This window comes from Sphingomonas turrisvirgatae (assembly GCF_001721295.1).
Classification (GTDB): domain Bacteria; phylum Pseudomonadota; class Alphaproteobacteria; order Sphingomonadales; family Sphingomonadaceae; genus Sphingomonas; species Sphingomonas turrisvirgatae.
On record NZ_MDDS01000004.1, the window covers coordinates 1 to 25,768 of the forward strand.

Annotated in this window: 25 protein-coding genes, 1 tRNA gene and 1 pseudogene; 14 read left to right on the top strand and 13 right to left on the bottom strand. The window is 66.5% G+C overall.

What is annotated here, in order from left to right; translation table 11 throughout:
* Nucleotides 1–358: 358 nt before the first annotated feature.
* The 3 genes from BFL28_RS00750 to BFL28_RS00760 all read left to right on the top strand — a co-directional run bounded on the left by BFL28_RS00750 (nt 359) and on the right by BFL28_RS00760 (nt 3,259).
* Complete coding sequence (locus tag BFL28_RS00750) at nt 359–550, top strand: hypothetical protein (protein WP_069318741.1); 192 nt, start codon at nt 359–361, stop codon at nt 548–550.
* Between the two features lie 76 nt (nt 551–626).
* Nucleotides 627–2,288: a M28 family metallopeptidase gene (locus BFL28_RS00755; protein WP_069318857.1), complete on the top strand. Its 1,662-nt coding sequence runs from the start codon at nt 627–629 to the stop codon at nt 2,286–2,288.
* Nucleotides 2,289–2,293: 5 nt separating this feature from the next.
* Complete coding sequence (locus tag BFL28_RS00760; protein ID WP_069318742.1) at nt 2,294–3,259, top strand: agmatine deiminase family protein; 966 nt, start codon at nt 2,294–2,296, stop codon at nt 3,257–3,259.
* Between the two features lie 41 nt (nt 3,260–3,300).
* Here BFL28_RS00760 and BFL28_RS00765 read toward each other — a convergent pair whose 3' ends face one another.
* The gene (locus BFL28_RS00765) at nt 3,301–4,137 is read right to left on the bottom strand and encodes an NYN domain-containing protein (RefSeq protein ID WP_069318743.1); all 837 of its coding nucleotides are present in this window, start codon (nt 4,135–4,137) and stop codon (nt 3,301–3,303) included.
* A 100-nt stretch (nt 4,138–4,237) separates the two neighbouring features.
* Here BFL28_RS00765 and aguB point away from each other — a divergent pair, with 100 nt between their 5' ends.
* On the top strand, nt 4,238–5,092 hold the full coding sequence (gene aguB, locus BFL28_RS00770; protein WP_069318858.1) for an N-carbamoylputrescine amidase: 855 nt from the start codon (nt 4,238–4,240) through the stop codon (nt 5,090–5,092).
* Here the strand turns inward: aguB and BFL28_RS00775 are convergent.
* Nucleotides 5,089–5,745, bottom strand: a complete 657-nt coding sequence (locus BFL28_RS00775) for a uracil-DNA glycosylase (protein WP_069318744.1) — start codon at nt 5,743–5,745, stop codon at nt 5,089–5,091. The genes aguB and BFL28_RS00775 overlap by 4 nt on opposite strands.
* A 22-nt stretch (nt 5,746–5,767) precedes the next feature.
* On the opposite strand from BFL28_RS00775, the gene folK reads away from it, so the two are divergent.
* Nucleotides 5,768–6,274: a 2-amino-4-hydroxy-6-hydroxymethyldihydropteridine diphosphokinase gene (folK, locus tag BFL28_RS00780; RefSeq protein ID WP_069318745.1), complete on the top strand. Its 507-nt coding sequence runs from the start codon at nt 5,768–5,770 to the stop codon at nt 6,272–6,274.
* A gap of 45 nt (nt 6,275–6,319) precedes the next feature.
* Nucleotides 6,320–6,395: transfer RNA gene (locus BFL28_RS00785), tRNA-Lys, on the top strand.
* Between the two features lie 30 nt (nt 6,396–6,425).
* On the opposite strand, the gene BFL28_RS00790 is transcribed toward BFL28_RS00785, so the two are convergent.
* The 5 genes from BFL28_RS00790 to BFL28_RS19980 form a co-directional block, all read right to left on the bottom strand.
* Nucleotides 6,426–7,364: a helix-turn-helix domain-containing protein gene (locus BFL28_RS00790; protein WP_069318746.1), complete on the bottom strand. Its 939-nt coding sequence runs from the start codon at nt 7,362–7,364 to the stop codon at nt 6,426–6,428.
* 164 nt (nt 7,365–7,528) lie between these two features.
* A complete protein-coding gene (locus tag BFL28_RS00795) occupies nt 7,529–8,965 on the bottom strand; it encodes an NAD(P)(+) transhydrogenase (Re/Si-specific) subunit beta (protein WP_069318747.1) in 1,437 nt (478 codons plus the stop codon).
* Nucleotides 8,966–8,969: 4 nt separating this feature from the next.
* Nucleotides 8,970–9,248 (bottom strand): NAD(P) transhydrogenase subunit alpha part 2, encoded by a 279-nt coding sequence (locus BFL28_RS00800; RefSeq protein ID WP_069318748.1) that lies wholly within the window; start codon nt 9,246–9,248, stop codon nt 8,970–8,972.
* Nucleotides 9,249–9,279: 31 nt separating this feature from the next.
* Entirely contained in the window at nt 9,280–10,416 is a 1,137-nt protein-coding gene (locus tag BFL28_RS00805; protein WP_069318749.1) for an NAD(P) transhydrogenase subunit alpha, read from the bottom strand.
* 91 nt (nt 10,417–10,507) lie between these two features.
* On the bottom strand, nt 10,508–10,633 hold the full coding sequence (locus BFL28_RS19980; protein WP_079246849.1) for an aa3-type cytochrome c oxidase subunit IV: 126 nt from the start codon (nt 10,631–10,633) through the stop codon (nt 10,508–10,510).
* A 152-nt stretch (nt 10,634–10,785) separates the two neighbouring features.
* On the opposite strand from BFL28_RS19980, the gene BFL28_RS00810 reads away from it, so the two are divergent.
* From BFL28_RS00810 to topA, 3 genes are all read left to right on the top strand, one after another.
* Complete coding sequence (locus tag BFL28_RS00810; protein WP_069318750.1) at nt 10,786–12,213, top strand: sigma-54-dependent transcriptional regulator; 1,428 nt, start codon at nt 10,786–10,788, stop codon at nt 12,211–12,213.
* A gap of 79 nt (nt 12,214–12,292) precedes the next feature.
* On the top strand, nt 12,293–12,844 hold the full coding sequence (locus BFL28_RS00815; protein ID WP_206599050.1) for a hypothetical protein: 552 nt from the start codon (nt 12,293–12,295) through the stop codon (nt 12,842–12,844).
* Between the two features lie 73 nt (nt 12,845–12,917).
* Nucleotides 12,918–15,479, top strand: a complete 2,562-nt coding sequence (gene topA, locus BFL28_RS00820) for a type I DNA topoisomerase (protein ID WP_069318751.1) — start codon at nt 12,918–12,920, stop codon at nt 15,477–15,479.
* A gap of 38 nt (nt 15,480–15,517) precedes the next feature.
* On the opposite strand, the gene BFL28_RS00825 is transcribed toward topA, so the two are convergent.
* The 5 genes and pseudogenes from BFL28_RS00825 to panC all read right to left on the bottom strand — a co-directional run bounded on the left by BFL28_RS00825 (nt 15,518) and on the right by panC (nt 18,892).
* Nucleotides 15,518–16,393, bottom strand: coding sequence for an NAD(P)H-hydrate dehydratase (locus BFL28_RS00825; protein ID WP_069318752.1), 876 nt, complete (start codon nt 16,391–16,393; stop codon nt 15,518–15,520).
* The gene (locus BFL28_RS00830) at nt 16,390–17,169 is read right to left on the bottom strand and encodes a histidine phosphatase family protein (protein ID WP_069318753.1); all 780 of its coding nucleotides are present in this window, start codon (nt 17,167–17,169) and stop codon (nt 16,390–16,392) included. Before BFL28_RS00830 ends, BFL28_RS00825 begins: the two co-directional genes overlap by 4 nt.
* A gap of 107 nt (nt 17,170–17,276) precedes the next feature.
* Nucleotides 17,277–17,522 (bottom strand): annotated as a pseudogene (locus BFL28_RS00835) (hypothetical protein); the annotation flags it as partial.
* 58 nt (nt 17,523–17,580) lie between these two features.
* The gene (locus tag BFL28_RS00840; RefSeq protein ID WP_069318755.1) at nt 17,581–17,877 is read right to left on the bottom strand and encodes an SEL1-like repeat protein; all 297 of its coding nucleotides are present in this window, start codon (nt 17,875–17,877) and stop codon (nt 17,581–17,583) included.
* 172 nt (nt 17,878–18,049) lie between these two features.
* Nucleotides 18,050–18,892 (bottom strand): pantoate--beta-alanine ligase, encoded by an 843-nt coding sequence (panC, locus tag BFL28_RS00845; RefSeq protein WP_069318756.1) that lies wholly within the window; start codon nt 18,890–18,892, stop codon nt 18,050–18,052.
* An 81-nt stretch (nt 18,893–18,973) separates the two neighbouring features.
* Between panC and BFL28_RS00850 the strand changes: the two genes are divergently transcribed.
* From BFL28_RS00850 to pgmG, 3 genes are read left to right on the top strand one after another with little or no spacing between them, the layout of a single operon-like run.
* Complete coding sequence (locus BFL28_RS00850) at nt 18,974–19,792, top strand: division plane positioning ATPase MipZ (RefSeq protein ID WP_241527164.1); 819 nt, start codon at nt 18,974–18,976, stop codon at nt 19,790–19,792.
* A gap of 12 nt (nt 19,793–19,804) precedes the next feature.
* Nucleotides 19,805–20,107: a J domain-containing protein gene (locus BFL28_RS00855; RefSeq protein WP_241527165.1), complete on the top strand. Its 303-nt coding sequence runs from the start codon at nt 19,805–19,807 to the stop codon at nt 20,105–20,107.
* 52 nt (nt 20,108–20,159) lie between these two features.
* Nucleotides 20,160–21,542, top strand: a complete 1,383-nt coding sequence (gene pgmG, locus BFL28_RS00860; protein ID WP_069318757.1) for a phosphoglucomutase/phosphomannomutase PgmG — start codon at nt 20,160–20,162, stop codon at nt 21,540–21,542.
* Nucleotides 21,543–21,582: 40 nt separating this feature from the next.
* Here the strand turns inward: pgmG and BFL28_RS00865 are convergent, their stop codons facing one another.
* Nucleotides 21,583–23,664: a TonB-dependent receptor domain-containing protein gene (locus BFL28_RS00865; protein ID WP_173655649.1), complete on the bottom strand. Its 2,082-nt coding sequence runs from the start codon at nt 23,662–23,664 to the stop codon at nt 21,583–21,585.
* 123 nt (nt 23,665–23,787) lie between these two features.
* Between BFL28_RS00865 and BFL28_RS00870 the strand changes: the two genes are divergently transcribed.
* On the top strand, nt 23,788–24,546 hold the full coding sequence (locus BFL28_RS00870; protein WP_069318759.1) for an exonuclease domain-containing protein: 759 nt from the start codon (nt 23,788–23,790) through the stop codon (nt 24,544–24,546).
* A gap of 44 nt (nt 24,547–24,590) precedes the next feature.
* Nucleotides 24,591–25,730 (top strand): sialidase family protein, encoded by a 1,140-nt coding sequence (locus tag BFL28_RS00875; protein WP_069318760.1) that lies wholly within the window; start codon nt 24,591–24,593, stop codon nt 25,728–25,730.
* Nucleotides 25,731–25,768 lie beyond the last annotated feature (38 nt).

Consider the following 25,768-nt stretch of genomic DNA (forward strand, 5'->3'; position numbering starts at 1 on the left):
GGCGTTCGCCGCCGAACTTGAACAGCAACGGGCGGGGTTAACCCCGCCCGTTGCTTCACCTGCGCTCATGCGCGACAACACCGGTCGGTCTCTGGTTGCCGCTGGATGAAAGGCGGGGGTCACGTCAGGGGATGTTTACCGGAACTTATCGGAACTCGGAGACTCTAAGATACTCTAAACAAATGACGTTTGGAATTCACCGGAACGCACTAGAACGGCGGACTAAAGCCTCCGTCTCCGCCATCCGCCACTCAACCGCCACCTGTGGCGGAAGTGCGACATTTCACACATTTCGGGTCGCATGCGGAATGGCTGCGACCAATTGGCAACCCGCTCGTTCATGGCGCAAGGAGGTTGCATGGACCAGGATCGTATCGTTGCCGTCGGACTGTTGACTCAGGGGGACCTCGATCGCCTGGGTACGGGGTTTCGCAACGTGATTCCGGTCAAGCGCGACGCGATGTTCGACGATCTGCTGGCGCAACTCGACCAGATCGAGATCGAGCCGGCCGAGCATGGCGTGATGCTGCGATCCGATCATCGCGGCTGATCTTGCGCAGCGGCTTGCCCGCATGCGCCCGCGCTGCCAGAACGGGCCTACGAAAATAGAATGAGGTATGCCGTTCATGCGCCTTGCGCTTCTGGCTCTGCTGGGCCTTGCCGCCTGCAACACGCAATCGTCCGCTCCCGCGGTGGCGTCCGACACGGCCGCTCCCGCCATCCCGCTGGATACGATGAAGGAAGCGGTGCGAACCCTCTCGTCCGACGCGTTCGAGGGGCGCGCGCCGGGCACGCCGGGCGAGCAAAAGACGCTGGATTACCTTGTCCAGCAGTTCCAGAAAGCCGGGCTTCAGCCGGGCAATAACGGCAGCTGGTTCCAGGATGTGCCGCTGGTGGCGATCACCGCGAAAAATGTGAGCCCGTTGAGCTTTACCGGCGGCGCGCAGCCGATGGCGCTCAGATACGGCCCCGAATTCGTCGCCGGCACCTATCGCGTGACCCCGCGGATCGACGTTAAGGACAGCCCGGTGGTGTTCGTCGGCTATGGCATCAACGCGCCGGAAAAGGGCTGGAACGACTATGCCGGCCTCGACGTGAAGGGGAAGACCGTCGTCATCCTGGTCAATGATCCGGACTGGCAGACGGCAGAGGCAAGGGGCGAGTTCAACGGTCGTGCGATGACCTATTACGGCCGCTGGACCTATAAGTATGAGGAAGCGGCGCGGCAGGGCGCCGCCGCCGCGATCATCGTTCACCAGACCGAACCGGCGGCCTATGGCTGGAATGTCGTGCAATCGAGCTGGACCGGCGAGCAGCAGGTGGCCGACGCCGCCAATGGCCATGCCGATCAGTCTGCGGCGATCGGCTGGATCCAGCTCGACAAGGCGAAGGCACTGTTCGCCAGCGCCGGCCAGGATTTCGACAAGCTCGCCGCCGCCGCGAAGGTAAAGGGGTTCAAGGCCGTCCCGCTCGGCAACGTCAAGGCATCGGTCAGCTTCGACAACACCATTCGCCGGCACGCTTCGAAGAACGTGATCGGCATTCTGCCCGGAGCCAAGCGGCCGGACGAATATGTCCTCTATACCGCGCATTGGGACCATCTCGGCCGCTGCGAAGCCGCTGCGGATGGCGACGACATCTGCAATGGGGCGATCGACAATGCGACCGGCACCGCCGCGCTGATCGCACTGGCCCAGGCGAACAAGGCAGCGGGCGCGCCCGACCGCAGCCTGTTGTTCATGGCGGTGACGGCTGAGGAAAGCGGCCTGCTCGGCTCGAAATATTATGGCGACAATCCGGTGTTTCCGCACGCCCGCACCGTAGGCGGGGTCAATATGGACGCGCTTAACATGACCCCGCCTGCGCGGAACGTGATCGTGGTGGGCAAGGGCAAGTCCGGGCTGGAGACGTATCTCGACCGCGCGCTCGCGCAACAGGGCCGGACGGCGAGCAACGAGCCGAACCCGGAAAAAGGATTCTACTACCGCTCGGATCACTTCATGCTCGCTAAGCACGGCGTGCCGATGCTGTATTTCGATGCCGGCGACGACCTGATCGAGGGCGGCACGGCGGCGGGCAAGGCGGCCGCGCAGGAGTACGAGAAGAACCGCTACCACGGTCCCAAGGACGAGTTCGACCCGAACTGGAACTGGGCTGGGGTGGAGAAGGACCTGCAAATCTATTACGCGGTCGGCCGCATGCTGGCGATGACCACCGACTGGCCCAATTGGAACCAGGGCGATGAATTCCGCGCCGTCCGTGACGAGTCGCGCGCAGGAGCCAGGTAAGCCAGATGAAGCCGACGCCGCCGCCCGAATGGGCCAAGCACAAGGCCGTGTGGATCGGCTTTCCCAGCCATCCGGAACTGTGGGACTCGCTCGGTGCCGCTCGCGCCGAAGTCGCTGCTTTCGCCCGCGCCGTCCATGCCGACGGGGCGGGAGAGAAGGTGCTGCTCGTCGCCGCCGATGAAGAGGCCGCCACGGCCGCGCGGCTGCTCGCCGGCGACGCGGCGCAGATCGTCGTCACGCCGTTCGGTGACATCTGGCTGCGGGATACCGGCGTGATCCTCGACAATCAGGGCACCGGCCATGCGTTCGAGTTCAATGGTTGGGGCGGCAAGTACGAATATGAGGGCGACACCGAGGTCGGCGTTGCGCTTGCCGACAAGCGCCGCATTCCGGTGGAGCCGCATGGCTGGGTGCTCGAGGGCGGCTCGCTCGACTGGGATGGTACCGGGCTGGTCGTCACGACCGAACAGTGCCTGCTCAATCACAACCGCAATCCCGGCCTGTCGATGCGCGAGGCGGAAGAGCGATTGTACGAGGACCTGGGCTTCGATCGCGTGCTCTGGCTCGGCAACGGCCTCACCAACGACCACACCGACGGGCATGTCGACAACCTGGCCCGCTTCGTCGGCCCCAACCGGCTCGCGATTCCGGTGGCGGAGGAGAACGATCCCAACTGGCTGATCTATCAGGACGCCAAGCGCCGCGCCGAGGCTTTCGGCGTCGAGGTGGTGTCGATCCCCTCGCCGGGCCGCGTGATCCATGGCGATGAAGTGGTGCCGGCAAGCTATATGAACTTCTACATTGGCAATGCCGCGGTGATCGTGCCGATCTATGGCCAGCCCAATGACCGCAAGGCGGTCGAGACGATCGGCGCGCTGTTCCCGGGGCGCGAGGCCATCGGCTTGCGCGCCGATCGTATCCTGACCGGCGGCGGCAGCTTCCACTGCATTAGCCAACAAATCCCCAAATAGCCTCACCGCGGTGGCTTGGCGCGAGGCGATGGCCAAGCCGCTCAGAATCGCGGCTTAGGCGTGCGATCCTTGTTGCGCCGGTCCGACAGGTAGCTTTGCCCGGTTTCCTCGGCGCGCACGATGTCGAACAGGCCGATCGCCTCGAACAGCTTGGCGAAGTTGCGCGCGCCATAGTTGCGCGGGTCGATCGGCGCCTGTCGCTTCGCCGCGCTGCCGGCGGCGGAAAGCGGGGCCCAGCCGTCATCGCCCGCCGTCGCCTCGACCGCCCCGCGCAGCACGGCGACCAGCTTGGCATCCTGGCTGAGCGGCTTGGACGGCTTGGTCTCGACCGCGTCGGGCTTGGGCGCGGGTGTCGCCACGGGCCGGGGAGCGGTCGGCGCGGCCGATGCCGGGGGTTCGCCCTTGGCCGCTGCGGCGTCTTCCTCACCCAGCCGGTCGAGATAGAGAAAGGCGGTACAGGCGTTGACGAACGGCTCGGGGGTCTTGCGCTCGCCAAAGCCGTAAACGTCGTGGCCGTTCGCGCGCAACTGCATCACCAGCGGCGTGAAATCGCCGTCGCTCGACGCGATGCAGAAGGCATCGAGCTTTTGCGTGTAGAGCAGCTCCATCGCGTCGATGACCAGCGCGATGTCGGTCGCGTTCTTGCCCTTTGAATAGCTGAACTGCTGGATCGGGCGGATCGCATGCTCCTGCAGCTTCGCGGTCCAGCCTTTCAGGCTCGTGCTCGCCCAATTGCCATAAGCGCGACGGATGTTGGCGACGCCATATTTGGAAAGCTCCGCCAGCATCGCGGCGATCTTGCCGTGCGAGACATTGTCGGCGTCGATGAGCAGCGCGATTCGTCGATCGCGGGCGTGGAAGGTGCCTTCAGGGTCCATGCCGCATCCTCGCATGTCCGCCGCGCGCGGTCGAGCGATCACGCGCCGGCTGTCGCGACGCCGGGGTGACGAACCGCGGCCCCGCGCTTACATAGCCGCCATGACCCAGATCACCGTCGCCGCGCTGCAACTCGCCTTCTCGAACGACATCGACCGCAACATCGCCAATGTGTCCGAACTGGTGCGCGAGGCGGCGGGGAAGGGCGCTCAGGTCGTGCTGCCGCCTGAATTGTTCGAGGGCGAATATTTCTGCCGGGTCGAGGACGAGGGCCTGTTCGCCACCGCCAGACCGACGGCCAGCCATCCGGCGGTCACCTCGATGCAGGCGCTCGCTGCCGAGCTTCGCATTCACATCCCGACCAGCTTCTTCGAGGCCGACGGGCCGCATTTCTATAACAGCCTCGCAATGATCGGCCCGGATGGCAAGGTCGCCGGCGTCTATCGCAAGAGTCATATCCCGGACGGTCCGGGATATGAGGAGAAATACTATTTCCGCCCCGGCAATACCGGGTTCAAGGTGTGGGATGGCCCAGCGTCAGACGCGACGCTTGGCGTCGGGATCTGCTGGGACCAATGGTATCCGGAAACCGCGCGCACGATGATGCTGATGGGCGCGCAGCTGCTCTTCTATCCGACCGCGATCGGGTCGGAGCCTTATGATGCCGATCTCGACACCAGCCGCATGTGGCGTCGCGCAATGATCGGTCACGCCGTGTCCAACGTCGTACCGGTCATCGCATCGAACCGCATCGGGACGGAGGGCGACCAGCGCTTCTATGGCCACAGCTTCATCTGCGACGAATGGGGCGACATCCTTGCCGAATTCGGCGGGGAGGAAACGGGCGTGCTCACCGCGACGCTGGACCTCGATCGTGCGCGCAAGCACCGCGCCGGCATGGGCTTCTTCCGCGACCGCCGGCCCGAACTCTACCGCCGCATGGTCGAGGATGTCTAAACGCGGCCGCGCAATGCCAGCGCGCGCGCGAACACGGCCTCGAACATGTCCGCCGTCAGGCGCCCGGTATTCTGGTTGTAGCGTGAGCAGTGATAGCTATCGATCAGCACGCGCCCGTCCGGCATGCGATGCTCGGCCAGATGGCCGAAGCGGCATTTGGGCAGCTTGCCGCCCAGGATCTTGACCGCACTCTGATGTGCGATCTGGCCGAGCGCAATGAAGATCCGCGCGGGGATCGCATTGGCCTGGGCGTCGGCGAACGGGCGGCAATTGCGCGCTTCTTCGGGCGTCGGCTTGTTCTCGGGCGGCAGGCACTTGACCGAGTTGATGATGATCGTGCCCTTGAGCGTCAGCCCGTCGTCCGGTCGCGCTTCGTAAGCGCCTTCGCTCAGCCCGAACTTCGCCAGCGTCGCGAACATCAGGTCGCCGGCATAATCCCCGGTGAACGGCCGCCCGGTCCGGTTGGCGCCATGCTTGCCCGGCGCCAGGCCGATGATGCCGAGCCACGCCTGCGGATCGCCGAACGCCGGCACCGGCGCGTTCCACCAGTCGGGGTGCTCGGCCCGCAGCGTCTGTCGCAACGCCACCAGACGCGGGCAGCGCGGGCAGTCGCGTGGCGGCTCGGTATCGGGCAATGGGCTTGGCGGAACCATGCGGCCGCGATAGGCGCGCGGGATGACCGCCTCAACCCCGCCCGATCGCGCGGTGCACCGCTACGTCATCGCGCTCGGCTCGAACCGGCGGGGCGTGCACGGCGCGCCGGCGGCCGAAGTGCGGGCGGCGATGGCGGCGATTGGGCAGGGGCAGGTGTCCCCGATCCTTGTTACCGCGCCGCTCGGACCTTCGCGCCGACGCTTCGCCAATGCCGCGATGCTGATCGAAAGCGACGAGCAGCCCCCGCAATTGCTTGGCCGTCTCAAGGGCATCGAGCGCGCGTTCGGCCGTCGCCGCGGCCGTCGGTGGGACAGCCGCGTCATCGACCTCGATATCATCCTGTGGTCGGGCGGAGCGTGGTCGAGCCCAAAGGTGCGCAAGGGTGCGCTGACCATCCCGCATTCGCAGTTCCGCCGCCGCGATTTCGTGCTGCGTCCGCTGCTTGCGCTCGTCCCCGGCTGGCGCGATCCGATCACGGGCCATACGGTCCGCCAGCTTGCCGCGCATCTCGCTCGTTCGGGCAGTTGACCGCGCCGGGCGGGGACCCTAAGCGCACCCGACCCCATCAAGTGCGGGCTCGTAGCTCAGTTGGTAGAGCAACGGACTTTTAATCTGTAGGTCTCGGGTTCGAGCCCCGACGAGCCCACCACTTGATGGCAAGCCGACCCCGATCGGCTCTTCAGTCCGCCACCGTCCACGTCCGCTCCAGCTGCGCGAAATAGCTGCGCATCGCGTCCGCCGCGCGCTGCGTCAGCGTGATGTGCGCGCGGCGCTTGTCGCCCGGATCGGGCTCGCGCCCGAACAGCCCGGCATCGTGCAGCGTGCCGATCCAGCGCAGCGCCGTGGTCGGCGGGACGGCCGCGGCAATGCACAGGCTCGACACCGACACCCGCCGCCGCTCCAGCCGCGCGGCATAGAGGTCGAGCAGCATGTCCCAGGCCGGATCGGCGAACAATTCGGCCGAGAAATGCTGTTCGCGCAGGCGCCGCGCACGGATCGCAGCGCGCACCGTACGCGGATCGGGGTCCGGCGCGCTGGCAGGCTCTGCACGGAAGCCGCCGCCAGTCTCGCGCAGGCCGACGCTCGCATCGAACGACGGGCGCTCGGCCGCAAGCTGGCTCAGCACTTCGGCCAAGCGCGCGACCTCCTCGTTCAACAGCCGCAGCCGCTCGGCCTCACGCTCGCGCGTCGCATCGTGCAGTCGCGCGCCGGGCTGGGGCAGCGCGGCGAGCAGGGCCGCGGCGTGCTCGGCCGGACTTGCATCGCACAGCAGCGTCGCGGCGCTGGCGATCAGCGGCGAGGCGACCGCATCGATCGCCGCGGCGGGCAGGGTGGCGACGATGCGGCATTCCCGCTCATCCGCCCAGGCGGCGAGCGCCGCGGCAGTCTCGCTCGCCAATTCGGGCGGGATGCCGGTGGCGTCGAATGCGATCAGGTCGAGCGCGATCTGCTGGGCAATGCGGGCGTCGGCCGCTTCGGGGGTCACTTGCGCCACCAGGCGCGCGCCTGATGCTGCGATCCCCTCGGCATTGGCCACCATCCGCTCCGGCGCTGCGACCAGCAATACCGTCGCGGCCTGGGCTTCCCACCTTAGCGCCGGCTTAACTTGCCTATCCATCGTCCGAAAACCTCCGCTTTGCTCGGCATTGCGGATGATCCGACTGTCGCGCCCTTGCCGCAAAGCGAGAGGTCGCGCCGATCTTGACCCATCCTGGAACAACTATCTCCAGAACGGACCGGGAACGCAAGTGTCACGACGTGCGGTACTGTGCCGAACCGGCATCAGTCCAGGCTCTTGACGATCTCCTCGACCATCTTCTTGGCGTCGGCCAGCAGCATCATGGTGTTGTCCTGGTAGAAGACGTCGTTGTCCACGCCGGCATAACCCACGCCGCCCATGCTGCGTTTGATGAACAGCACGGTCTTGGCCTTGTTCACGTCGAACACCGGCATCCCATAGATTGGCGAGGACTTGTCGGTCTTCGCTGCCGGATTGACCACGTCGTTCGCGCCGATGATGAAGGCGACGTCGGTCTGGGCGAATTCGCTGTTGATGTCCTCCAGCTCGAACACTTCGTCATAGGGCACGTTCGCTTCGGCGAGCAGCACGTTCATATGGCCGGGCATACGCCCTGCGACCGGGTGGATCGCGTACTTCACGCGCACGCCATGTTCTTTCAGCTTGTCGCCCATTTCGCGAAGGACGTGCTGCGCCTGCGCGACCGCCATGCCGTAACCTGGCACGATGATGACCTGTTCGGCCTGTTGCATCAGGAACGCCGCGTCCTCGGCCGATCCGCGCTTCCAGGGGCGGTCGGTCTTGGCCGCGCCAGCCGCGCCACCGCCGCTGTCGCCGCCGAACCCACCGGCTATCACGCTGATGAAGCTGCGGTTCATCGCCTTGCACATGATGTAGCTGAGGATCGCGCCAGACGAACCCACCAGCGCGCCGGTGATGATCATCGCCGTGTTACCCAGCGTGAAGCCCATCGCGGCGGCGGCCCAGCCCGAATAGCTGTTCAGCATCGACACGACGACCGGCATGTCCGCGCCACCGATCGGGATGATCAGCAGGAAACCGATGACGAAGGAGAGGACGAGGACGGTCCAGAACACCCATTCGGGTGCGCTCAGCTCGATCGTCAGGAAGGCGATCAGCCCCAGGATCGCGGCCAGCGTACCCAGGTTGATGACATGCCGTCCCGGCAGCATGATCGGCGCGCCGCCCATATTGCCGTTCAATTTGAGAAACGCGATGACCGATCCCGAAAAGGTGATCGCACCGATCGCGACGCCCAAGCCCAGCTCGATGCGGCTGACCGGCAGGATCAGCCCGGCATATTCGCTGCCGGCTGGGAAGGCGATGCCGAATGCCTGTGGATTGAGATACGCCGCCACGCCGACGAGCACGGCGGCAAGCCCGACGAGGCTGTGAAAGCCCGCGACCAGCTGCGGCATGTCGGTCATCTTGATCTTGCGCGCGACGATCCAGCCGAAGCCACCGCCGATGGCAATTGCGCCGACGATCTCAGGCAGCGACGCGAGCTCGTGCGTGACGAGGGTCGTCACGACCGCGATCAACATGCCGGCCATGCCGAAACGGTTGCCGCGACGGCTGGTCGCCGGTGAGGACAGGCCGCGCAGCGCGACGATGAAACAGACGCCCGCGATCAGATAGGCGAGCGCAACCCAGGGGTTGACGGGAGCAGCCTCGTGCATCGGCTCAGCCCTTCTTCTTGTACATGGCGAGCATGCGCTCGGTGACGGCAAACCCGCCAAAGATGTTCACGCTGGCCAGCGCGACCGCGACAAGGCCGAGCCACTTCGCCGTCTCGCTTCCCGCCGCGGCGCTCGCGATAAGCGCGCCGACGATGATGACCGAAGAAATGGCGTTGGTCACCGCCATCAGCGGCGTGTGCAGCGCCGGCGTGACCGACCAGACGACATAATAGCCGACGAAACACGCCAGCACGAAGATCGACAGGATCGAGATGAAGTCCATGTCAGCGCCCCCCTTTTTGAGCGTGTTATTGTCAGCCGAGCAGCCGCTCGTTCACGATCTTGCCGCCCTGGGTCAGGCGGATCGCGTCGCCGATTTCGGCGTCGAGCACGGGTTTGTTCGCTTCCTTGTCCCAGAAGGCGGACAGGAAGTTGTAGAGGTTGCGCGCGAACAGTGCCGACGCGTCCGATGCCAGTCGCGAGGCCACGTTGCGGTGGCCGACGATCTTGACGCCGTGCTTCTCCACGACTTCGCCCGCAACCGCGCCCTCGACATTGCCGCCGCTCTCGACCGCCAGGTCGACGATGACGCTGCCCGGCCGCATGCTGGCGATCTGAGCATCCGAGATCAGGCGCGGGGCGGGGCGACCCGGGATCAGCGCCGTCGTGATCACGATGTCCTGCTTGGCGATATGGGACGACACAAGTTCGGCCTGCGCCGCCTTGTACTCGTCGCTCATCTCGGTGGCATAGCCGCCCGATCCTTCGCCTTCGATCCCCGCCACCTTCTCGACGAAGATCGGCTTCGCGCCGAGCGAGAGGATTTGCTCCTTGGTTGCGCTGCGCACGTCCGTCGCCGACACCTGCGCGCCCAGGCGGCGCGCGGTGGCGATCGCCTGAAGGCCGGCAACGCCGACGCCCATCACGAACACCTTGGCAGCCGAAACCGTGCCCGCCGCGGTCATCATCATCGGAAAGGCGCGGCCATATTCGCCGGCCGCATCCAGCACCGCCTTGTAGCCGGCGAGGTTCGACTGCGAGGACAGGATATCCATCGACTGCGCACGGGTGATGCGCGGCATGAACTCCATGGCCAGCGCCTCGACGCCCAGTGCGGCATATTCATCGACCCGCGCTCGGCCCCCATTTTCTCCGGCACCGAATGGGTTTAGCCCGGCGGCAAGCCACGCACCCTGCTTGATGCCGTTCAGCGACGCGGGGTCCGGCCCCTGTACGCCCAGCACGATGTCAGCGCCGTTCAATGCCTCGGCTCGGCTACCGATGCTCGCGCCAGCGCTGGCATAACCAGCATCATCGAACGACGCGCTCGCGCCGGCTCCCGCCTCGACCGCAACCTGCGCGCCGAGCGCCACGAATTTCTTCACCGTCTCCGGCGTAGCCGAAACGCGCCGCTCCCCGGCGGCGGTTTCCTTCAGGACCGCGATCTTCATCGCCTGCCTCCCCCTTATGATTGCCGGCGTCCGCCGGGCTCCGCTTCAAGCGGCAACGTCGCGGCGCTGCGTTCCGGCAGCGCGGCGAGCATCACGAAGCGATGAGGAAGACCACCAGCAACGTCACCAGCACGGTCAGGATCGTTCCGACCTTCAACAGGCGGATGAACCCGCCATAGGTGCCTTCATGCGCTTTCATGTCGCCGCTTTGGGCCATCGAACTTCCCCTTGATGTCACGCGTTGAGTGCCTCTTAGACGCCGGCTCTTCCCCCCTCAAGCCCCGCGCGCTTTGGCACGCTTAAGTCCGTCTTTACCCCGCCCGGTCTAGGCCGATGCCCGAAACCGGGACGTTTGGGACAGGGACGCACATGACTCGCAATGGCCAGCGCCAATTGATGCTGATCGACGACGAGCCTGCACAGCGCCGGCTGGTGGCGGCGATTGCGGCGCGGCGGGGCTGGCGCACGGTCTTCGCCGGCGACAGTGAAACGGCGCTGGCGGCGCTCGGCACGCCCGATGGCATGGCGCTGGACGCGATCGTGCTCGATCACTGGGCACCCGATTTCGACGCGGCTGCGCTGATCGCCGAGCTGCGCGCCAATCGACCCATGCTGCCGATCCTGCTGCTGACGGCCAACGGCTCGGTCGCCGCCGCGGTCAGCGCGATGCGCGCCGGCGCCACCGATTTCCTGGTCAAGCCGATTGCGGCCGACCGCCTGCTGGCCGCGCTCGACACCGCGATCGGCGCCAAAGTCACGGGCGAGTTGCGCCCGCTCACCGAAAAGCTCACCGCCAACCTCGCCTTTGACGAGATCGTCGGCAGCGCCCCGCAATTTCGCGCGGCGCTCGCCATCGCGGCCAAGGCGGCGCGCGCCCGTGTTCCCGTGTTGATCGAGGGGGAGAGCGGCGTCGGCAAGGAAGTGGTGGCTGAGGCTATTCACGCCGCGTCCCCCCGTCACGCCCGCCCGATGGTACGCGTAAATTGCGGCGCGATCCCAGCCAACCTCGTCGAATCCGAGCTGTTCGGCCATGAAAAGGGCGCGTTCACCGGTGCGTTCGAGCGCAAGATCGGCCGATTTCAGGAGGCGGACGGCGGCACCATCTTCCTGGACGAAATCGGCGAGATGCCATTGGACGCTCAGGTCAAGCTGCTGCGTGTCGTCCAGTCGGGCGAGGTCCATCCGATCGGCGCGCGACACCTCAGCCATGTCGATGTCCGCATCATCGCCGCGACCAACAAGACGCTGACGGCAGAGGTCGAGGAGGGCCGCTTCCGCGAAGACCTCTACTACCGCCTCAACGTCGTTCAGGTGACAATCCCACCGCTGCGCGACCGCGGCGGGGACATCGCGCCACTCGCCCGCCACCTGCTCGCCCGCATCGCCGAACAGCCGGGCCTGCGCCCGCTCGGCATCACCGACGATGCGATTGCGCTGCTCGGCAGCTATGACTGGCCGGGCAATGTCCGCCAGCTTCAGAACGCGCTGTTCCGCGCCGCAGTGCTATGCGACGGCGACGCGCTCACGCGCGCCGATTTCCCACAGATCGCTCAGCTTTCCGGCGGGCGCGGGGCCGGCCCCCACGCCAGCGGCGGGGCGGCATCGGGGGCAGGGGTCACGCTGTTCCGCCCCGATGGCAATCTGCGCGCGCTCGAAGAGATCGAGGCCGATGTCATCCGCCTCGCCATCGGCCATTATCGCGGCCGCATGACCGAAGTCGCCCGGCGCCTCGGCATCGGCCGTTCGACGCTCTACCGCAAGCTCGGCGAACTGGGAATCGACCAGAACGCGGCATGACCGATGCGCGGTCGGATGTTGATCCGATCGCGCAGGGGCGGCATCATGGTAACCGGTTTCCATGCCCGGAGAGACAATGATGCGTGCGACGTTCCTTGCCCTGCCGCTTGCCCTTGCGGCTTGCTCGCCAGCCCCTGAGGCAGGCAATTCGACCGGCGATTTGGCCGACAACGGCGTGCTCGCCGCCGGACCGGAAACGGCGATTACCAATGTGTCGCAGGGCGACTTGCCGCCCGGTCTCGCCGATCTGGTGGAAGCGACCGTGCCCGGCATGAAGATCGCCGAAGCCGAGCGCAAGGAGCGCGAGGGTCGTGTCTATTACGATGTCGAAGGCACCAGGGCCGACGGCAGCGAGGTTGAGATCGACGTGTTGCAGCAGCCTGACGGCAAGCTCGTCGCGGTCGAGATCCAACGCGACATCGCCTGGGCGACCGCCCCGGCACAGGTCCGCGCGGCGGCCGCGGCCAAGGCCGATGCCTTCACCCCCGAACGCGTGATCGAAAGCCGCCAGGTCGATACCGGCGCGACGATCTACGAACTGTTCAAGCCGGGCGAGAAGGACGAGCCGGCGATGGAAGTGAAGTGGCAGGGCGGCAAGGCCGAGGTGCTCACCGAGCGCGCGATCCACTGATCCCACCCCCTTGACGGGCTGCGAGCCGGCTCCCCATCCTCGCGCGTATACGTGAGGAACAACTAGAACCGTCATGCAGCTCGTCATCGTCGAATCGCCCGCCAAGGCGAAGACCATCGAAAAATACCTGGGCAAGGACTATCGCGTCCTCGCCTCCTACGGCCATGTTCGCGACCTGCCGCCCAAGGACGGTTCGGTGAAGCCGGACGAGGGCTTTGCGATGGATTGGGAGACCTATCCGGACAAAGCCAAGCAATTGAAGGCGATCACCGACGAGGCCAAGAAGGCCGATCGCCTGATCCTCGCGACCGACCCCGATCGTGAGGGCGAGGCGATCAGCTGGCACGTGCAGGAACTGCTCGCCAAGAAGAAGGCGCTGCCCAAGGAGGTCGAGCGAGTCACCTTCAACGCCATCACCAAGAAGGCGGTGACCGACGCGATGGCGGCGCCGCGCCAGCTCGATACCGATCTGATCGACGCCTATCGCGCCCGCCGCGCGCTCGACTATCTCGTCGGCTTCACCCTCTCGCCGGTGCTGTGGCGCAAGCTGCCCGGTGCGAAATCGGCCGGTCGCGTGCAGTCGGTCGCGCTGCGGCTGATCGTCGAGCGCGAGCGTGAGATCGAACTGTTCAAGGCTCAGGAATATTGGAGCGTGCTCGCCCATCTGGAGCATGACGGCACCGCGTTCGACGCGCGGCTCGTGCGGTTCGAGGGCAAGAAGCTCGACCGCCTGTCGATCGGTGACGAAGGCACGGCGATGCGCGCCAAGGCCGCGGTCGAGCAGGGGCGGTTCACCGTCTCCAGCGTCGAGACCAAGCCGGCGACGCGCAACCCGCCGCCGCCGTTCACGACGTCCACCCTTCAGCAGGAAGCCGCGCGCAAACTCGGCTTCTCGGCCAGTCACACGATGCGCGTCGCGCAGGGCCTCTATGAGGACGGTGCGATCACCTACATGCGTACCGACGGCGTGCAGATGGACGGCAGCGCGATCGACGCCGCGCGGAAAGCGATCCACGACCGCTATTCGGGGGCCTATGTCCCGGACAAGCCGCGCCAGTACCAGGCGAAGGCCAAAAATGCTCAGGAAGCGCACGAGGCGATCCGCCCGACCGATTTCAGCAAGGATCGCGCGGGCGGCGGCGACCATGCCAAGCTGTATGACCTGATCTTCAAGCGCGCGCTGGCAAGCCAGATGGCGAGCGCGCGCATGGAGCGCACCACGGTCGAGCTGGAGGAACCGACTGGCCAGGACGCGCTGCGCGCCACCGGTCAGGTCGTGATCTTCCCCGGCTATCTCGCGCTCTACGAAGAAGGCCGCGACGATGAAGGCGACGATGACAGCCGCCGCCTGCCGGTCATCCGCAACGGTGACACGCCGGCCAAGAAGGGCGTCGATGCCGAACAGCATTTCACCCAGCCTCCGCCGCGCTTCTCGGAAGCCAGCCTCGTCAAGCGGATGGAAGAACTCGGCATCGGCCGTCCCTCGACCTACGCTTCGGTCATCCAGGTGCTGAAGGACCGCGCCTATGTCCGCATCGAGAAAAATCGTTTCTTTGCAGAGGAAAGCGGGCGTTTGCTCACGGCATTTCTCGAGCGGTTCTTCGAGAAATATGTCGATTACGACTTCACCGCCGGGCTCGAGGAAGAGCTGGACGACGTATCCGGTGGCCGCGCCGGCTGGCAGGCGATCCTCGAAGCATTCTGGAAGGATTTCCGCCCGCGCACCGACGAGGTGATGGAACGCAAGCCGAGCGAGGTGACCGAGGCACTCGACCAGTTCCTCGAACCCTATCTCTTCCCGGACAAGGGCGATGGCAGCGATCCGCGCGCTTGCCCGGCCTGTGCCGATGGCAAGCTCGCCTTGCGCGGCGGCAAATTCGGCGCGTTCGTCGCCTGCTCCAACTATCCCGAGTGCAAGTTCACCCGCCGCTTCGGCCAGCCGGGTGGCGAGGATGGTGGCGACACCGGCCCGGAAGTGATCGGCCAGGATCCCACGACGGGCGAGGATATTGTTCGCCGCTCAGGCCGGTTCGGGCCGTACATCCAGCGTGGCGAGGGCAAGGAGGCTGCGCGCGCCTCGATCCCCAAGGATGTTCCGGAGCTCGATCTCGAGCTTGCGATCAAGCTCATCAACCTCCCGCGCACGATTGGCGACCATCCCGAAACCGGCAAGCCGATCACGGCGTCGATCGGCCGCTACGGCCCGTACCTCGCGCATGACGGCAAATATGCACGGCTGCAGACCACGTCCGACGTGTTCGAAACCGGCATGAACGCCGCCGTCGTGAAGCTCGCGGAAGCCGCCGCCGGTGGCGGTCGCCCGCAACGTGGCAGCCGCGAGCCGTTGAAGGTCATGGGTGCGCACCCGGTCTCGGGCGCCGAGATCAAGCTGATGGAGGGCCGCTTCGGTCCTTATCTAACCGACGGCACGACCAATGCGACGCTGCCCAAGTCGGTCGATCAAGCCGCGCTGACGCTCGAAGAGGCAGCCTCGCTCATCGACATCAAGGCAGCCGCCGGACCTGCGAAGAAGAAGGGCAAGAAGGCCGCGCCGAAGAAGGCCGCAGCCAAGGCGCCGGCCAAGAAGGCGGCAGCCAAGAAGCCGGCCGCGAAAAAGGCGGCGGCCAAGGCCTAGCGTGACCCCGTCATCCCGGCCGCGTGCCGGGATGACGATCAGCTTTCGCCAAAAGGCTGCTCCATGAGCCCCGGCAGCAAGGGCAACAGCTCGCGCGCCAGGAACCCGATCGGCCCGATCCGTTCGCCCAGTATCCGCCCGGCTTTGCCATGCAGCCACACGCCCCACGCGCTCGCGACATGTGGCGCGACCCCGCGGGCCAGCAGTCCGCCGATGATGCCGGCCAACACGTCACCCGATCCGCCGGTCGCCAAGCCCGGCCCGCCGCCGCGATAGGTCAGCGTCGGCTCGCCCGGCGTCGCGATCCAAGTCTGGGGCGACTTCAGTACCACGGTCGCCCCGAATCGCGCCGCCGCCGCCTCGGCCAGTTCGGCGCAGACATCGTCCGGGTCGCAGTCCATCAGCGCGGCCGCTTCCCCGGGATGAGGCGTCAGTACGATCGGCGCGCTCGCTGCCAGGACTTGCGCCTGCGCGTCGCCCACCGCCGCCAGCATCGCCGCATCCAGCAGCATCGGAACCTCGGGCGCTGCGTCGAGCAAACCGGCCAGGATCGCCGCCGCCTCTGCGTCCATGCCCATGCCGGGCCCCAGCACCAGTGCGTCGCATCGCTCGACCAAGCCCGCGATCGCCGCGCCGGCGTCTCCGGCCATCTCGCCCTCGTCGTTGACGGGCAGGGTCAGCACCGCCGCTTCGGGAAAGCGCAGGCCCAAGCCCAGCATCGCCGGTTCCACGCTCGCCAGCTGCACCTTGCCAGCGCCCACGCGAAACGCCGCCTCGCCGGTCAGCAGCAGCGCCGCCGGCACGGTCAGCGACCCGCCCGCTGCCAGCAGCCGCCCGCGTGCATTCTTGTCCGACGCTTGCGCCGGATCGGGCAGGGGATGCGCCGCGAGCCATTCGGTATCGAGTTCGATCATCCTCGCGCGCCCACCATTGCATCGGGCGCCGACGTCACCGCCGCCTCGTGGCCGCGTTCCATCGGTGCCGTGACGTTGTAGCGGACAAGTTTCAGTCCGCCGTCCTTCCCGTGCGCGGGATCGAACGCATATTCGGTCACCGCGCAGTTCGCGACGTCGCCCGCCTTGTCGATCGCGAGGATCTCGGCTTCCGACAGATTTTCGATGATATAGCGCATGCACAATACCACCACCTGATGCGCCACGATCAGCACGTCGCGCCCGGCATAGTGCAGCGACACCGTGTCGAGCAGTGCGCGCAGGCGAAAGATCACGTCGCACCAGCTCTCGCCACCGGGCGGGCGGTGATAGAATTTGCCCAGCAGCTTGCGGAACTCGGCCTGGCGCGGCTCCTCGGCATGGATGCCCGCAGTGGTCAGCCCGTCGAGGATGCCGAACTCCTTCTCGCGCAGCCGCTCGTCGCTGCAGATGCGCTCGTCCGGATCGGCACCGCCCGCCTCGCGAAACAGCCGGGCGGTCTCCTGCGCGCGAAGATAGGGGCTGGATAGGATGACGTCCGGCCGGCCATTGCCATGCCCCGCCGCGAACCAATGGCCCAGCGCGCGCGCCTGATCCTCGCCCAGCGGCGACAGCGGCACGTCGACGTCGCGAATTTCCAGGGGGATGCGCATCCAGCCCTCCGCATGGGCCAGATCGCGCGCCACATTGCCGGCGCTCTGGCCGTGCCGCACGACCCACAGCCGGCGCGGCCAGCGGCTATGCGATGGGTCGCTCATGGGCCTTCGTGGAGTGGGTCGGTGCCGGGCGGCGGGGCGTCGAACGCCATCGCCGGGCGCGCATCGGATGCGCCGCCGATCGTCTCGCCCGAGCGGGCGGCATTGCCCAGCGCAGCCTCGACCATGCGGGTCCAGGTCGCACCGTCGCCGGCCCGCGCCATCGCCGCATCGGGCTCGCGCAGGGTTCTCAGGATGGCGACCGCGTCGTCGCGAAAGCTTGGCCAGGCTGCGTCGACCGCCTGCGCCGCGGAACAGTCCGCGCCCTCGGCATTGGCGCTCAGCTGCCGGCCCGCCAGGACGCGGGCGATGCGCTCGACCGCGTCGGTCTGCGCGATGTCGTCGGATTGGGGCATGATCAGGCTCCTTTGCCCGATCAACGCGTCTATTCCGGCGTGGTTTCCAGCGGTTGGATCAGGCGGCGCGAACGGTGGTCAGCTGCAGCCAGGATCGCGCCAGCTTCTGGGCCTCGACAATCTCGCGCGCGGTCATGTCCTCGGCCACTTCGCTGCGCATCTCGCAGGCGCGGTCGCTGCCCTTGAGCGCGGCGATGTTGAACCATTTATGCGCTTCGATCAGGTCGACGTCGATTCCTGCTGCGCCGCTCGAATAGACCATGCCCAGTTCATAGGCCGCATCCGCATTGCCGCGCGCTGCGTCGGCCATGCGACTGTCGATCAGGAATTGCGCGCTCTTGTAACTATTGCCCATGACGATGCCCCACTTTGTATCTGTATCCTCATGGGACGCAGCGTGGGGCATTCATGCTAACCAAAGCGTTAACGCTGTTCAGCGGCGCGGCCGAACCCGCATTTTCGCCCGAAGGCACAATGCCATGAACGGGCACGCGATCGCTTGCTTGTGACTTCGTGTGGGCGTTTTCCTACTCGGATTGGCCGATGGCGATGTTGTCGATCAGCCGCGTACCGGCGATGCGCGCCGCGGCGAGCAGCCGGCGCGGTTTGCCCGCGACCGGATCGGCCAGCGTCTCGGCATCGACCAGTTCGACATAGTCCACCTCGAACCCCGCGGCCTCCAGCGATCCGCGCGCAGTGGCCAGCGCCGCCACGACCTCGTCGCCCTTCTCGATCGCCCGCGCCGCAATGCCGAGTGCGCGGGGCAGGGCGACCGCGGCCGCCCGTTCCTCGCCGGGCAGGTAGACGTTGCGCGAGGACAGGGCGAGTCCGTCGTCGTCGCGCTGGGTCGGCACGCCGCGAATTTCGATGTCGAAGTCCAGGTCGGCGACCATGCGGCGGATCACCGCCAGCTGCTGGAAGTCCTTCTCCCCGAACAGCGCGATGTCCGGCCTCACCTGGTTGAACAGCTTGGCGACCACGGTCGCGACGCCGTCGAAATGCCCTGGCCGGGCCGCGCCGTCCAGCGGCTCGCTCACCCCCGAAACGCTGATATTGGTCGAGTGCCCCTCGGGATACATGACTTCGACGGGCGGCAACCACAGCACGTCCACGCCAGCCTCGGTCAGCATGCGCGAATCCGCCTGTTCCTTGCGCGGGTATTTGGCGAGATCCTCGTTCGGCCCGAACTGTTTGGGATTGACGAAGATCGACACGACGACGCGCTGGCCGGCCTGTTTCGCCGCCGCCACCAGCGCCATATGCCCGGCGTGCAGCGCGCCCATCGTCGGCACGAACGCGATCCCCGCGCCTGCCGCCCGCAGTCCCGAAACGGCATCGCGAAGGTCGGCAAGCTGACGGATGGTTTGCACGGGCGTTGGGCCTTGGATATGGACTTTGAAGCGCGGCTCTTATGGGGGTAGGGCCGGGTGAGCAATCAAGGAAGTTAAGCGTTGAGCGAAGCAGCAAACCCGTTGCACGTCCCTAACCCGTTGCACGTCATCGTTTTTGCGAACGAAAAGGGCGGCACCGGCAAGTCGACCACGGCCGTGCACACCGCCATCGCCCTCGCGGCCAAGGGCGCGCGGGTCGCTTGCCTCGACCTCGACCATCGCCAGCGCACGCTCGGCCGCTATCTCGACAATCGTCAGGCGACGATCCTGCGCACGGGCAGCCCGCTGCCGATGCCGCGCTACGAAACGCATGACGGCGAAACCGAATCGCGTTTCAACGAGCTGCTCGAGCAGTTGAGCGAGGGAACGGACTTCCTGATCGTCGACACGCCCGGCCGCGACGACAAGTTCGGTCGCATCGCGATCACCAACGCCGACACGCTGATCACGCCGATGAACGACAGCTTCGTCGATTTCGACCTGATCGGCCACGTCGATCCCGACACGTTCAAGGTGGTGCGCCCCAGCTTCTATTCGGAGTTGATCTGGGATTCGCGCAAGCGCCGGGCCAAGGCGGACGGCGCGACGATCGACTGGATCGTCCTGCGCAACCGCATGCAGCATATCGAGGCACGCAACATGAAGCGCGTGTCCGAGGCGATCGACCAGCTCGCCAAGCGAGTCGGTTTCCGCGTCATTCCCGGCCTGTCCGAACGCGTGATCTATCGCGAGCTGTTCCCCAAGGGGCTGACCATGCTCGATTCCCGCGAATTCGGCGCGATGGGGCTGGCGCATGTCGCGGCGCGGCAGGAACTGCGTGAGATGATGGCCGGCATGGCGTTGCCCGAACTCGCCAGCGCCACGCCGCTCGTCGCCTGATCGCGGCGCCCGGTGGTCTTCAAGCTTCTCGTCGGTCTGGCCATCGCCTGGCTCGGCTGGCGCATGTGGCATGGCTGGGGCCGCCCGCTGCCCGGGTCGCCCCGGCCTTCGGCGCCGCCCGTCCTGCCGGCCGGGCCGGACGCGGACGCCCGCGCCGTCCTGGGTGTCGGCCGCGACGCCGGACCGGACGAGATCCGCGCCGCGCACCGCCGGCTCATCGCCAGCGTGCATCCCGATCGCGGTGGATCGCCTGAACTGACGCGGCAGGTGAATGCCGCGCGTGACACATTGTTGAAAAACAAGGCTGACAGTTGAACTTTTTGTTGCGACTGCGAATTAACCCGTCACCTGTTTGCTGGGAGGCACCATGACTCACCGTTTCGACCCGACCTCGCTGCGCGAGTATGACATTCGCGGCATCGTAGGCCAGGCGCTGGGGACCGATGACGCTCGCGCGATCGGCCGCGGTTTCGCGACCCTGCTGCGCCGTGCGGGCGGGCATCGCGTCGCCGTGGGCCGCGACGGTCGCGTCTCTTCGCCCGAGCTTGAGGCCGCGCTGGTCGAGGGGCTGACTGCTTCGGGCTGCGACGTGGTGCGCGTCGGCCTCGGTCCCACGCCGATGCTCTATTATGCCGAAGCCACGCTAGAGGTGGATGGCGGCATTCAGATAACCGGCAGCCATAATCCCGGCAATTACAACGGCTTCAAGATGGTGTTTCAGCACCGCCCGTTTTTCGGCGCGGACATCCAGACGCTGGGCAGGATGGCGGCCGAGGGCGACTGGGAAGAGGGCGAGGGGACCGTCACCGACGCCGATATCCTGGACAACTACGTCGGCCGCCTGTTCGCTGGCTATGCCGGCGGCACCTTCCGCATCGGCTGGGACTGCGGCAATGGCGCGGCCGGCCCGGTGATCGAGAAGCTGGTCAAGCTCCTCCCGGGTGAGCATCACACGCTGTTCACCGATGTGGACGGCAATTTCCCCAACCATCATCCCGATCCGACCGAAGAAAAGAATCTGGCGGACCTCAAGGCGCTCGTCGCCGAGAAGAAGCTCGACTTCGGACTGGCCTTTGACGGCGATGGTGACCGCATCGGCGCGATCGACGGGCAAGGCCGTGTGATCTGGGGCGATCAGCTTCTGTCCATTCTGGCTGAACCTGTGCTGCGCAAAGACCCGGGCGCGACGATCATCGCGGATGTGAAGGCATCGCAGATGCTCTACGACCGGATCGCCGAGCTGGGTGGCAAGCCGGTGATGTGGAAGACCGGACACAGCCTCATCAAGACCAAGATGAAGGAAACCGGCGCGCCACTCGCCGGCGAAATGAGCGGCCATATCTTCTTCGCGCAGGACTATTACGGCTTCGACGATGCGCAATATGCCGGCGTCCAGCTGATCAACGCCGTGCATCTGATCGGCAAGCCGCTGACTGAGATCCGCGGCGAGATGCCGGCCTTTGTCAACACGCCGGAAATGCGCTTCCAGGTCGATGAGAGCCGCAAGTTCGCTGTGGTCGACGAAGTGCTCGCGCGCCTGAAGGCGGACGGGGCAGACGTCGATGATACCGACGGCGCGCGCGTCAACACGCCCGATGGCTGGTGGCTTCTGCGTGCCTCGAACACCCAGGACGTGCTTGTCGCCCGCGCCGAAGCGCGCAGCCAGGATGCGCTGGATCGTCTGCTCGGCCAGATCGACGCTCAGCTGGCCGCCAGCGGCCTCGAACGCGGTCCGCAAGCCGCCCATTGATCACTGTCCCGGCCGGCGCTGTTGCGTCGGCTGGTCCCGCTCATCCGAAGCTTCGTTTGAAGCTGATCGCGGGGATCAAATAGCGGTTGCGGTGGCGAAGCTCGAACGACGACGGCGTCCTCGTCCGCCGGTCGGGGGCATAGAAGGTCCGCTCGCGTCGTGATGGCGTGGCGGTCAGATTGTCGATGCTCAGCGTCAGGGTGGTGCGCCGGTCCGGCCGATATTCGGCAAAGGCCGTTACATAGGGCGGCACCGAGTAATTCTTGTCGACCTCGTTCAGCCGGTAAAAGCTTCCCGGCGTGCTGCCATCGACGCTGAAGCCCCAGGCGAATTTGCCCAGGTCCTGACGAAAGCTCGCCTGCGCCAGAAAGTCGTTATTCCCCGAAAATCGCCGCGTCTCGCCGGTATAGGGATCGACCACCGACGTGCCGACATAGCTGGCGTAAAGCGTCAGCCGACCGCCCTTGATGCCCAGCTTGGCCAATGGCGCGTCGATACGTGCCCGCGCGATCTTGACCGTCCCGCTGCCCAGATTGCCTGGCGCGTCAAATCCCTCGGGCGTCAGCACGCGGTCTTGCACCTTTTCGATGCGGTTGTACCCCAGCTCCAGCTTGATGAGGCCATCGCCCAGGATCGGCCGCTCGATGGTCAGGAGCGACTCCCACGCCCGCTGCGGCAGCAGCTGCGCATTGCCGCCGTTCACGCGATCGTTGGTCAGCTCGGCGCTCGAAATGAAATCCTCGAACTGCAACTGCGCGACCGTGCGCTGCACCGACAGCTGCAGCCGCCACTTGTTGCCCGGCCGCCAGTCCAGCACCGCGCGCGGCTTCAGGAACGACAGCGATCGCTCGGCCTGCGCGTCGCCCGTCACCGTCAGGCGCGACGTCTCATAGGTCGCGGCCAGGTCCAGCCGCAGGTTCTTCGCCAGCGCGCGTCCGGCATTGACGAACGCCTCGCCGCGATATTCCTTTACCACCGCATCGTCGACCGGCAGGTCGATCCGTGTCGCGGCGCCGCCGCTCGCCAGGCTGAACAGGTCGACCTTGCTCGCCAGCCGGTTGATGACCCCCTCCGCGCCGAGCTCGACGGTCCAGCCGGTGGCATTGGGCCGTGACCACACCAGCCGCGCCAGCGTTTCGCTGCGTTCATCGTCCAGGAACTGCTCGAACCCGCCGATCGTACCGCCATTCACGCGCAGGTATGACCGATCGGCGTTGCGGCGGTTGCGCTGTGTCGCCAGTCCGATCAGCTTGATGCCGCCACCGGCGAGCGGCCGCGTGATGTCGCCGCCGACCTCGTAATTCTCGGACTGATAGCGTTGCGACAATCGATCGTCGCGCAGCGGTCCGCTTGCGGGTGTCACCGCGCTGGTCTGGTCCAGGCGGAAGCGGTCGATCGCGACGCGCGCATTCAGGTTCGCGGTGCGGAACGCCCCGTCGTCATGCGCCCAGGATGCCGACAGCGAAGCGTTGGGATCATTGATGCGGTTGACCTTCTCGCGAGACTCGATCAGCGCCCCGCTCGGCAGCGCGGTAACCCGGTCATAGCCCCGCTCGGTCGTGCGATTGTTGTTGAACTGTGCCGCGACGTTGAAGGTCGACTTGCCCGTCTTCAGCAGCGCGGACACGCTGCCCTCTGGTAACACCTTGCCGGTATAGTCGCGCAGCACGGCGCCCTCGATCGTGCCGGCCAGCCCGCCGCCGGCGGTCAGCACCAGGTTCAGCACTTGCGCCTTGCCGGCATATTCGGCGCCGAACTGTTCGCCCGCCCCGACCTCGACGCGCAGCACGCGACTGGCCGGAATGCGCGACAGGATGGTTTCAAGCGACTCGCTTTTCGAACTCGGCCGTTGGCCGTTGATGACGACATTGCCCGCGGCCGCCGCAAAGCCGCGCACGCTCTCGTCGGCGCTCTGGATCGAGAAGCCCGGCACGCGCGCCACGATCTGCAGCGCGTTGGCCGGCGCGAACTGCGTGAAAAAGGCTGCGTCATAGACCTGCCGCGCCGCATTGCTCGTGACCGGCTGCTCGAGCGGCGCGGGGGCAGGATCGCCGGGCGCCACGACCTGCGCCATCGCCGGGAGTGCCGTCGCCGAAGCCATCACGCTCATCAACACCCTCATGCCGGCCTCCGCGACTACGAATGTAATCACACTGTATTAATACAGCAATACACAACGTCAAGCCCGTTCCGGCGCTGGCTCGTGGGGGTAGTCAAATCACGCGCGAACGCCCACATCGGGCGAATGGCCGCCACGCCCCAGATCATCCGCGTCATCGACCTCGAAACCACCGGCAACGCCCCGCCGCAGCATGGCGTGGTCGAGATCGGGTGGCAGGATGTCGCGCTGGGGCCGGACGGCCGCTGGGCGTTGTCGGGCGAGGGTGGTCAGCGGCTGGTCAATCCCGGCCGCCCGGTCCCGCCGCTCACCATGGCGATCCACCATATCCGCGACGAGGATGTTGCCGACGCGCCGTGGTGGCATGATGTCGCCCGTCCGATCCTCGATCCCTGGCCGCGCCGCGTCGCCCTCGCCGCGCACCGCGCGAGTTTCGAGGAGCAATTCTGCACGCCCTCGCTGACCCGCGGTGCCGACTGGATCTGCACCTACAAATGCGCGCTTCGGCTGTGGCGCGACAGCCCGGGCTTCTCCAACCAGTTCCTGCGTTACTACCGGATGCCTGAGGGGCTTGAGCATGAACGCGGCCTGCCAGCGCATCGCGCCTTTCCGGACGCCTATGTCACCGCGCACCATCTGCGCGACATGCTGAACGAGGCGAGCGTCGAACAGCTGATCGAATGGTCGAAGCTTCCCGGCCTGCTCCCACGCGTGCGCTATGGCCCCGATCGGGGCAAGGAATGGCACGAGCTGGACGAGGACGCGCTCGAAACCTTCGCCCAGGACCGCGACATCGACATCCGCTACACCGCGCAAGTCGAACTCGACCGCCGCCGCGGGCGTCAGACGATACCTACGCCGGACCGCCAGCCGCAGCTTTTCTGAAGCGGGGCGCTGGACGCTGCCACCGGTGTCAGTAAAGTAGGCTTATGCTTGCTCGCCATGCCGCTCCCCTCGCCGCCGCGCTGATCCTGCCGCTCGCGATTGCCGCGCCGGCCGCCGCCCAGTCGCCCGTGCTCAGCGCGCAGTTCACGTTCGAGCACGCGCCCTATGCGCAGGTCCATGCCTCGACCCTGGTTGAAACACGGGCGGGCACGCTGCTGGCCGCCTGGTTTGGCGGCACGCATGAAAAACATCCCGATGTCAGCATCTACCTGGCGCGGTACCAGGACGGGGAGTGGCGGCCTGCCAGACTGGTCGCGGACGGCGTTCAGCCCGATGGCAAGCGTCATCCGACCTGGAACCCGGTCCTGTTCCAGCCAAAAGACGGTCCCTTGATCCTCTATTACAAGGTCGGCCCGGATCCCGAGACGTGGTGGGGCATGGAAATGACCTCGAACGATGACGGACGGACATGGAGCAAGCCGCGCCGCCTGCCCGACGGCATCCTCGGCCCGATCAAGAACAAGCCGGTGGAACTCGCCGACGGCAGCTGGCTCTCGCCAACCTCGGCTGAGGCACCCGGGCGCAAATGGACGCTCCATTTCGAACGCAGCGCCGACCGGGGCAGGACATGGCAGGCAACCGCGCCGGTCGAATCGCCCGAAGGGATCATGGCGATCCAGCCCAGCATCCTGTTCCACAAGGACGGCCAGCTTCAGGCGATCGCCCGCACGCGGCAGGGCGCGCTCGGCGTCACCTGGTCGAAGGACGGCGGCAGGCACTGGGGCCCGCTCATGGCAGTCGACTTGCCCAGCAACAATTCCGGGACCGATGCCGTGACGCTTCGGGACGGACGCCAGCTGATCGTCTACAACCACACCGCGCATCACCCTTCGCGGCTGGGCAAGGGCGGCGTGCGCTATCCGATCAACGTCGCCCTGTCCGACGACGGACTCAGCTGGCGCAAGGTGGTGACGCTCGAAAGTGCCGTGCTGCCCGCCGGCTATGCCTATCCCGCCGTCATCCAGACCCGGGATGGACGCGTGCACATCAGCTATACCTGGGACCGCCGCCGTATCCGCCACGTCGTGATTGATCCGGCACGGCTGCCACGCGGCGACTCGGCCGATACGCCGCTTGCCGTGCCAGCAAACCCGCCGCCGCCCGCTACCGTCTACGTGCCGTGATCGCCGCGCCGCCCTGACCCGTCATCCCGGCGAAAGCC

Coding starts and splice junctions, on each gene's coding strand:
- BFL28_RS00750 (WP_069318741.1), top strand. CDS start 359: ATGGACCAGGATCGTATCGTTGCCGTCGGACTGTTGACTCAGGGGGAC.
- BFL28_RS00755 (WP_069318857.1), top strand. CDS start 627: ATGCGCCTTGCGCTTCTGGCTCTGCTGGGCCTTGCCGCCTGCAACACG.
- BFL28_RS00760 (WP_069318742.1), top strand. CDS start 2,294: ATGAAGCCGACGCCGCCGCCCGAATGGGCCAAGCACAAGGCCGTGTGG.
- BFL28_RS00765 (WP_069318743.1), bottom strand. CDS start 4,137: ATGGACCCTGAAGGCACCTTCCACGCCCGCGATCGACGAATCGCGCTG.
- aguB (WP_069318858.1), top strand. CDS start 4,238: ATGACCCAGATCACCGTCGCCGCGCTGCAACTCGCCTTCTCGAACGAC.
- BFL28_RS00775 (WP_069318744.1), bottom strand. CDS start 5,745: ATGGTTCCGCCAAGCCCATTGCCCGATACCGAGCCGCCACGCGACTGC.
- folK (WP_069318745.1), top strand. CDS start 5,768: ATGACCGCCTCAACCCCGCCCGATCGCGCGGTGCACCGCTACGTCATC.
- BFL28_RS00790 (WP_069318746.1), bottom strand. CDS start 7,364: ATGGATAGGCAAGTTAAGCCGGCGCTAAGGTGGGAAGCCCAGGCCGCG.
- BFL28_RS00795 (WP_069318747.1), bottom strand. CDS start 8,965: ATGCACGAGGCTGCTCCCGTCAACCCCTGGGTTGCGCTCGCCTATCTG.
- BFL28_RS00800 (WP_069318748.1), bottom strand. CDS start 9,248: ATGGACTTCATCTCGATCCTGTCGATCTTCGTGCTGGCGTGTTTCGTC.
- BFL28_RS00805 (WP_069318749.1), bottom strand. CDS start 10,416: ATGAAGATCGCGGTCCTGAAGGAAACCGCCGCCGGGGAGCGGCGCGTT.
- BFL28_RS19980 (WP_079246849.1), bottom strand. CDS start 10,633: ATGGCCCAAAGCGGCGACATGAAAGCGCATGAAGGCACCTATGGCGGG.
- BFL28_RS00810 (WP_069318750.1), top strand. CDS start 10,786: ATGACTCGCAATGGCCAGCGCCAATTGATGCTGATCGACGACGAGCCT.
- BFL28_RS00815 (WP_206599050.1), top strand. CDS start 12,293: ATGCGTGCGACGTTCCTTGCCCTGCCGCTTGCCCTTGCGGCTTGCTCG.
- topA (WP_069318751.1), top strand. CDS start 12,918: ATGCAGCTCGTCATCGTCGAATCGCCCGCCAAGGCGAAGACCATCGAA.
- BFL28_RS00825 (WP_069318752.1), bottom strand. CDS start 16,393: ATGATCGAACTCGATACCGAATGGCTCGCGGCGCATCCCCTGCCCGAT.
- BFL28_RS00830 (WP_069318753.1), bottom strand. CDS start 17,169: ATGAGCGACCCATCGCATAGCCGCTGGCCGCGCCGGCTGTGGGTCGTG.
- BFL28_RS00840 (WP_069318755.1), bottom strand. CDS start 17,877: ATGGGCAATAGTTACAAGAGCGCGCAATTCCTGATCGACAGTCGCATG.
- pgmG (WP_069318757.1), top strand. CDS start 20,160: ATGACTCACCGTTTCGACCCGACCTCGCTGCGCGAGTATGACATTCGC.
- BFL28_RS00865 (WP_173655649.1), bottom strand. CDS start 23,664: ATGAGGGTGTTGATGAGCGTGATGGCTTCGGCGACGGCACTCCCGGCG.
- BFL28_RS00870 (WP_069318759.1), top strand. CDS start 23,788: ATGGCCGCCACGCCCCAGATCATCCGCGTCATCGACCTCGAAACCACC.
- BFL28_RS00875 (WP_069318760.1), top strand. CDS start 24,591: ATGCTTGCTCGCCATGCCGCTCCCCTCGCCGCCGCGCTGATCCTGCCG.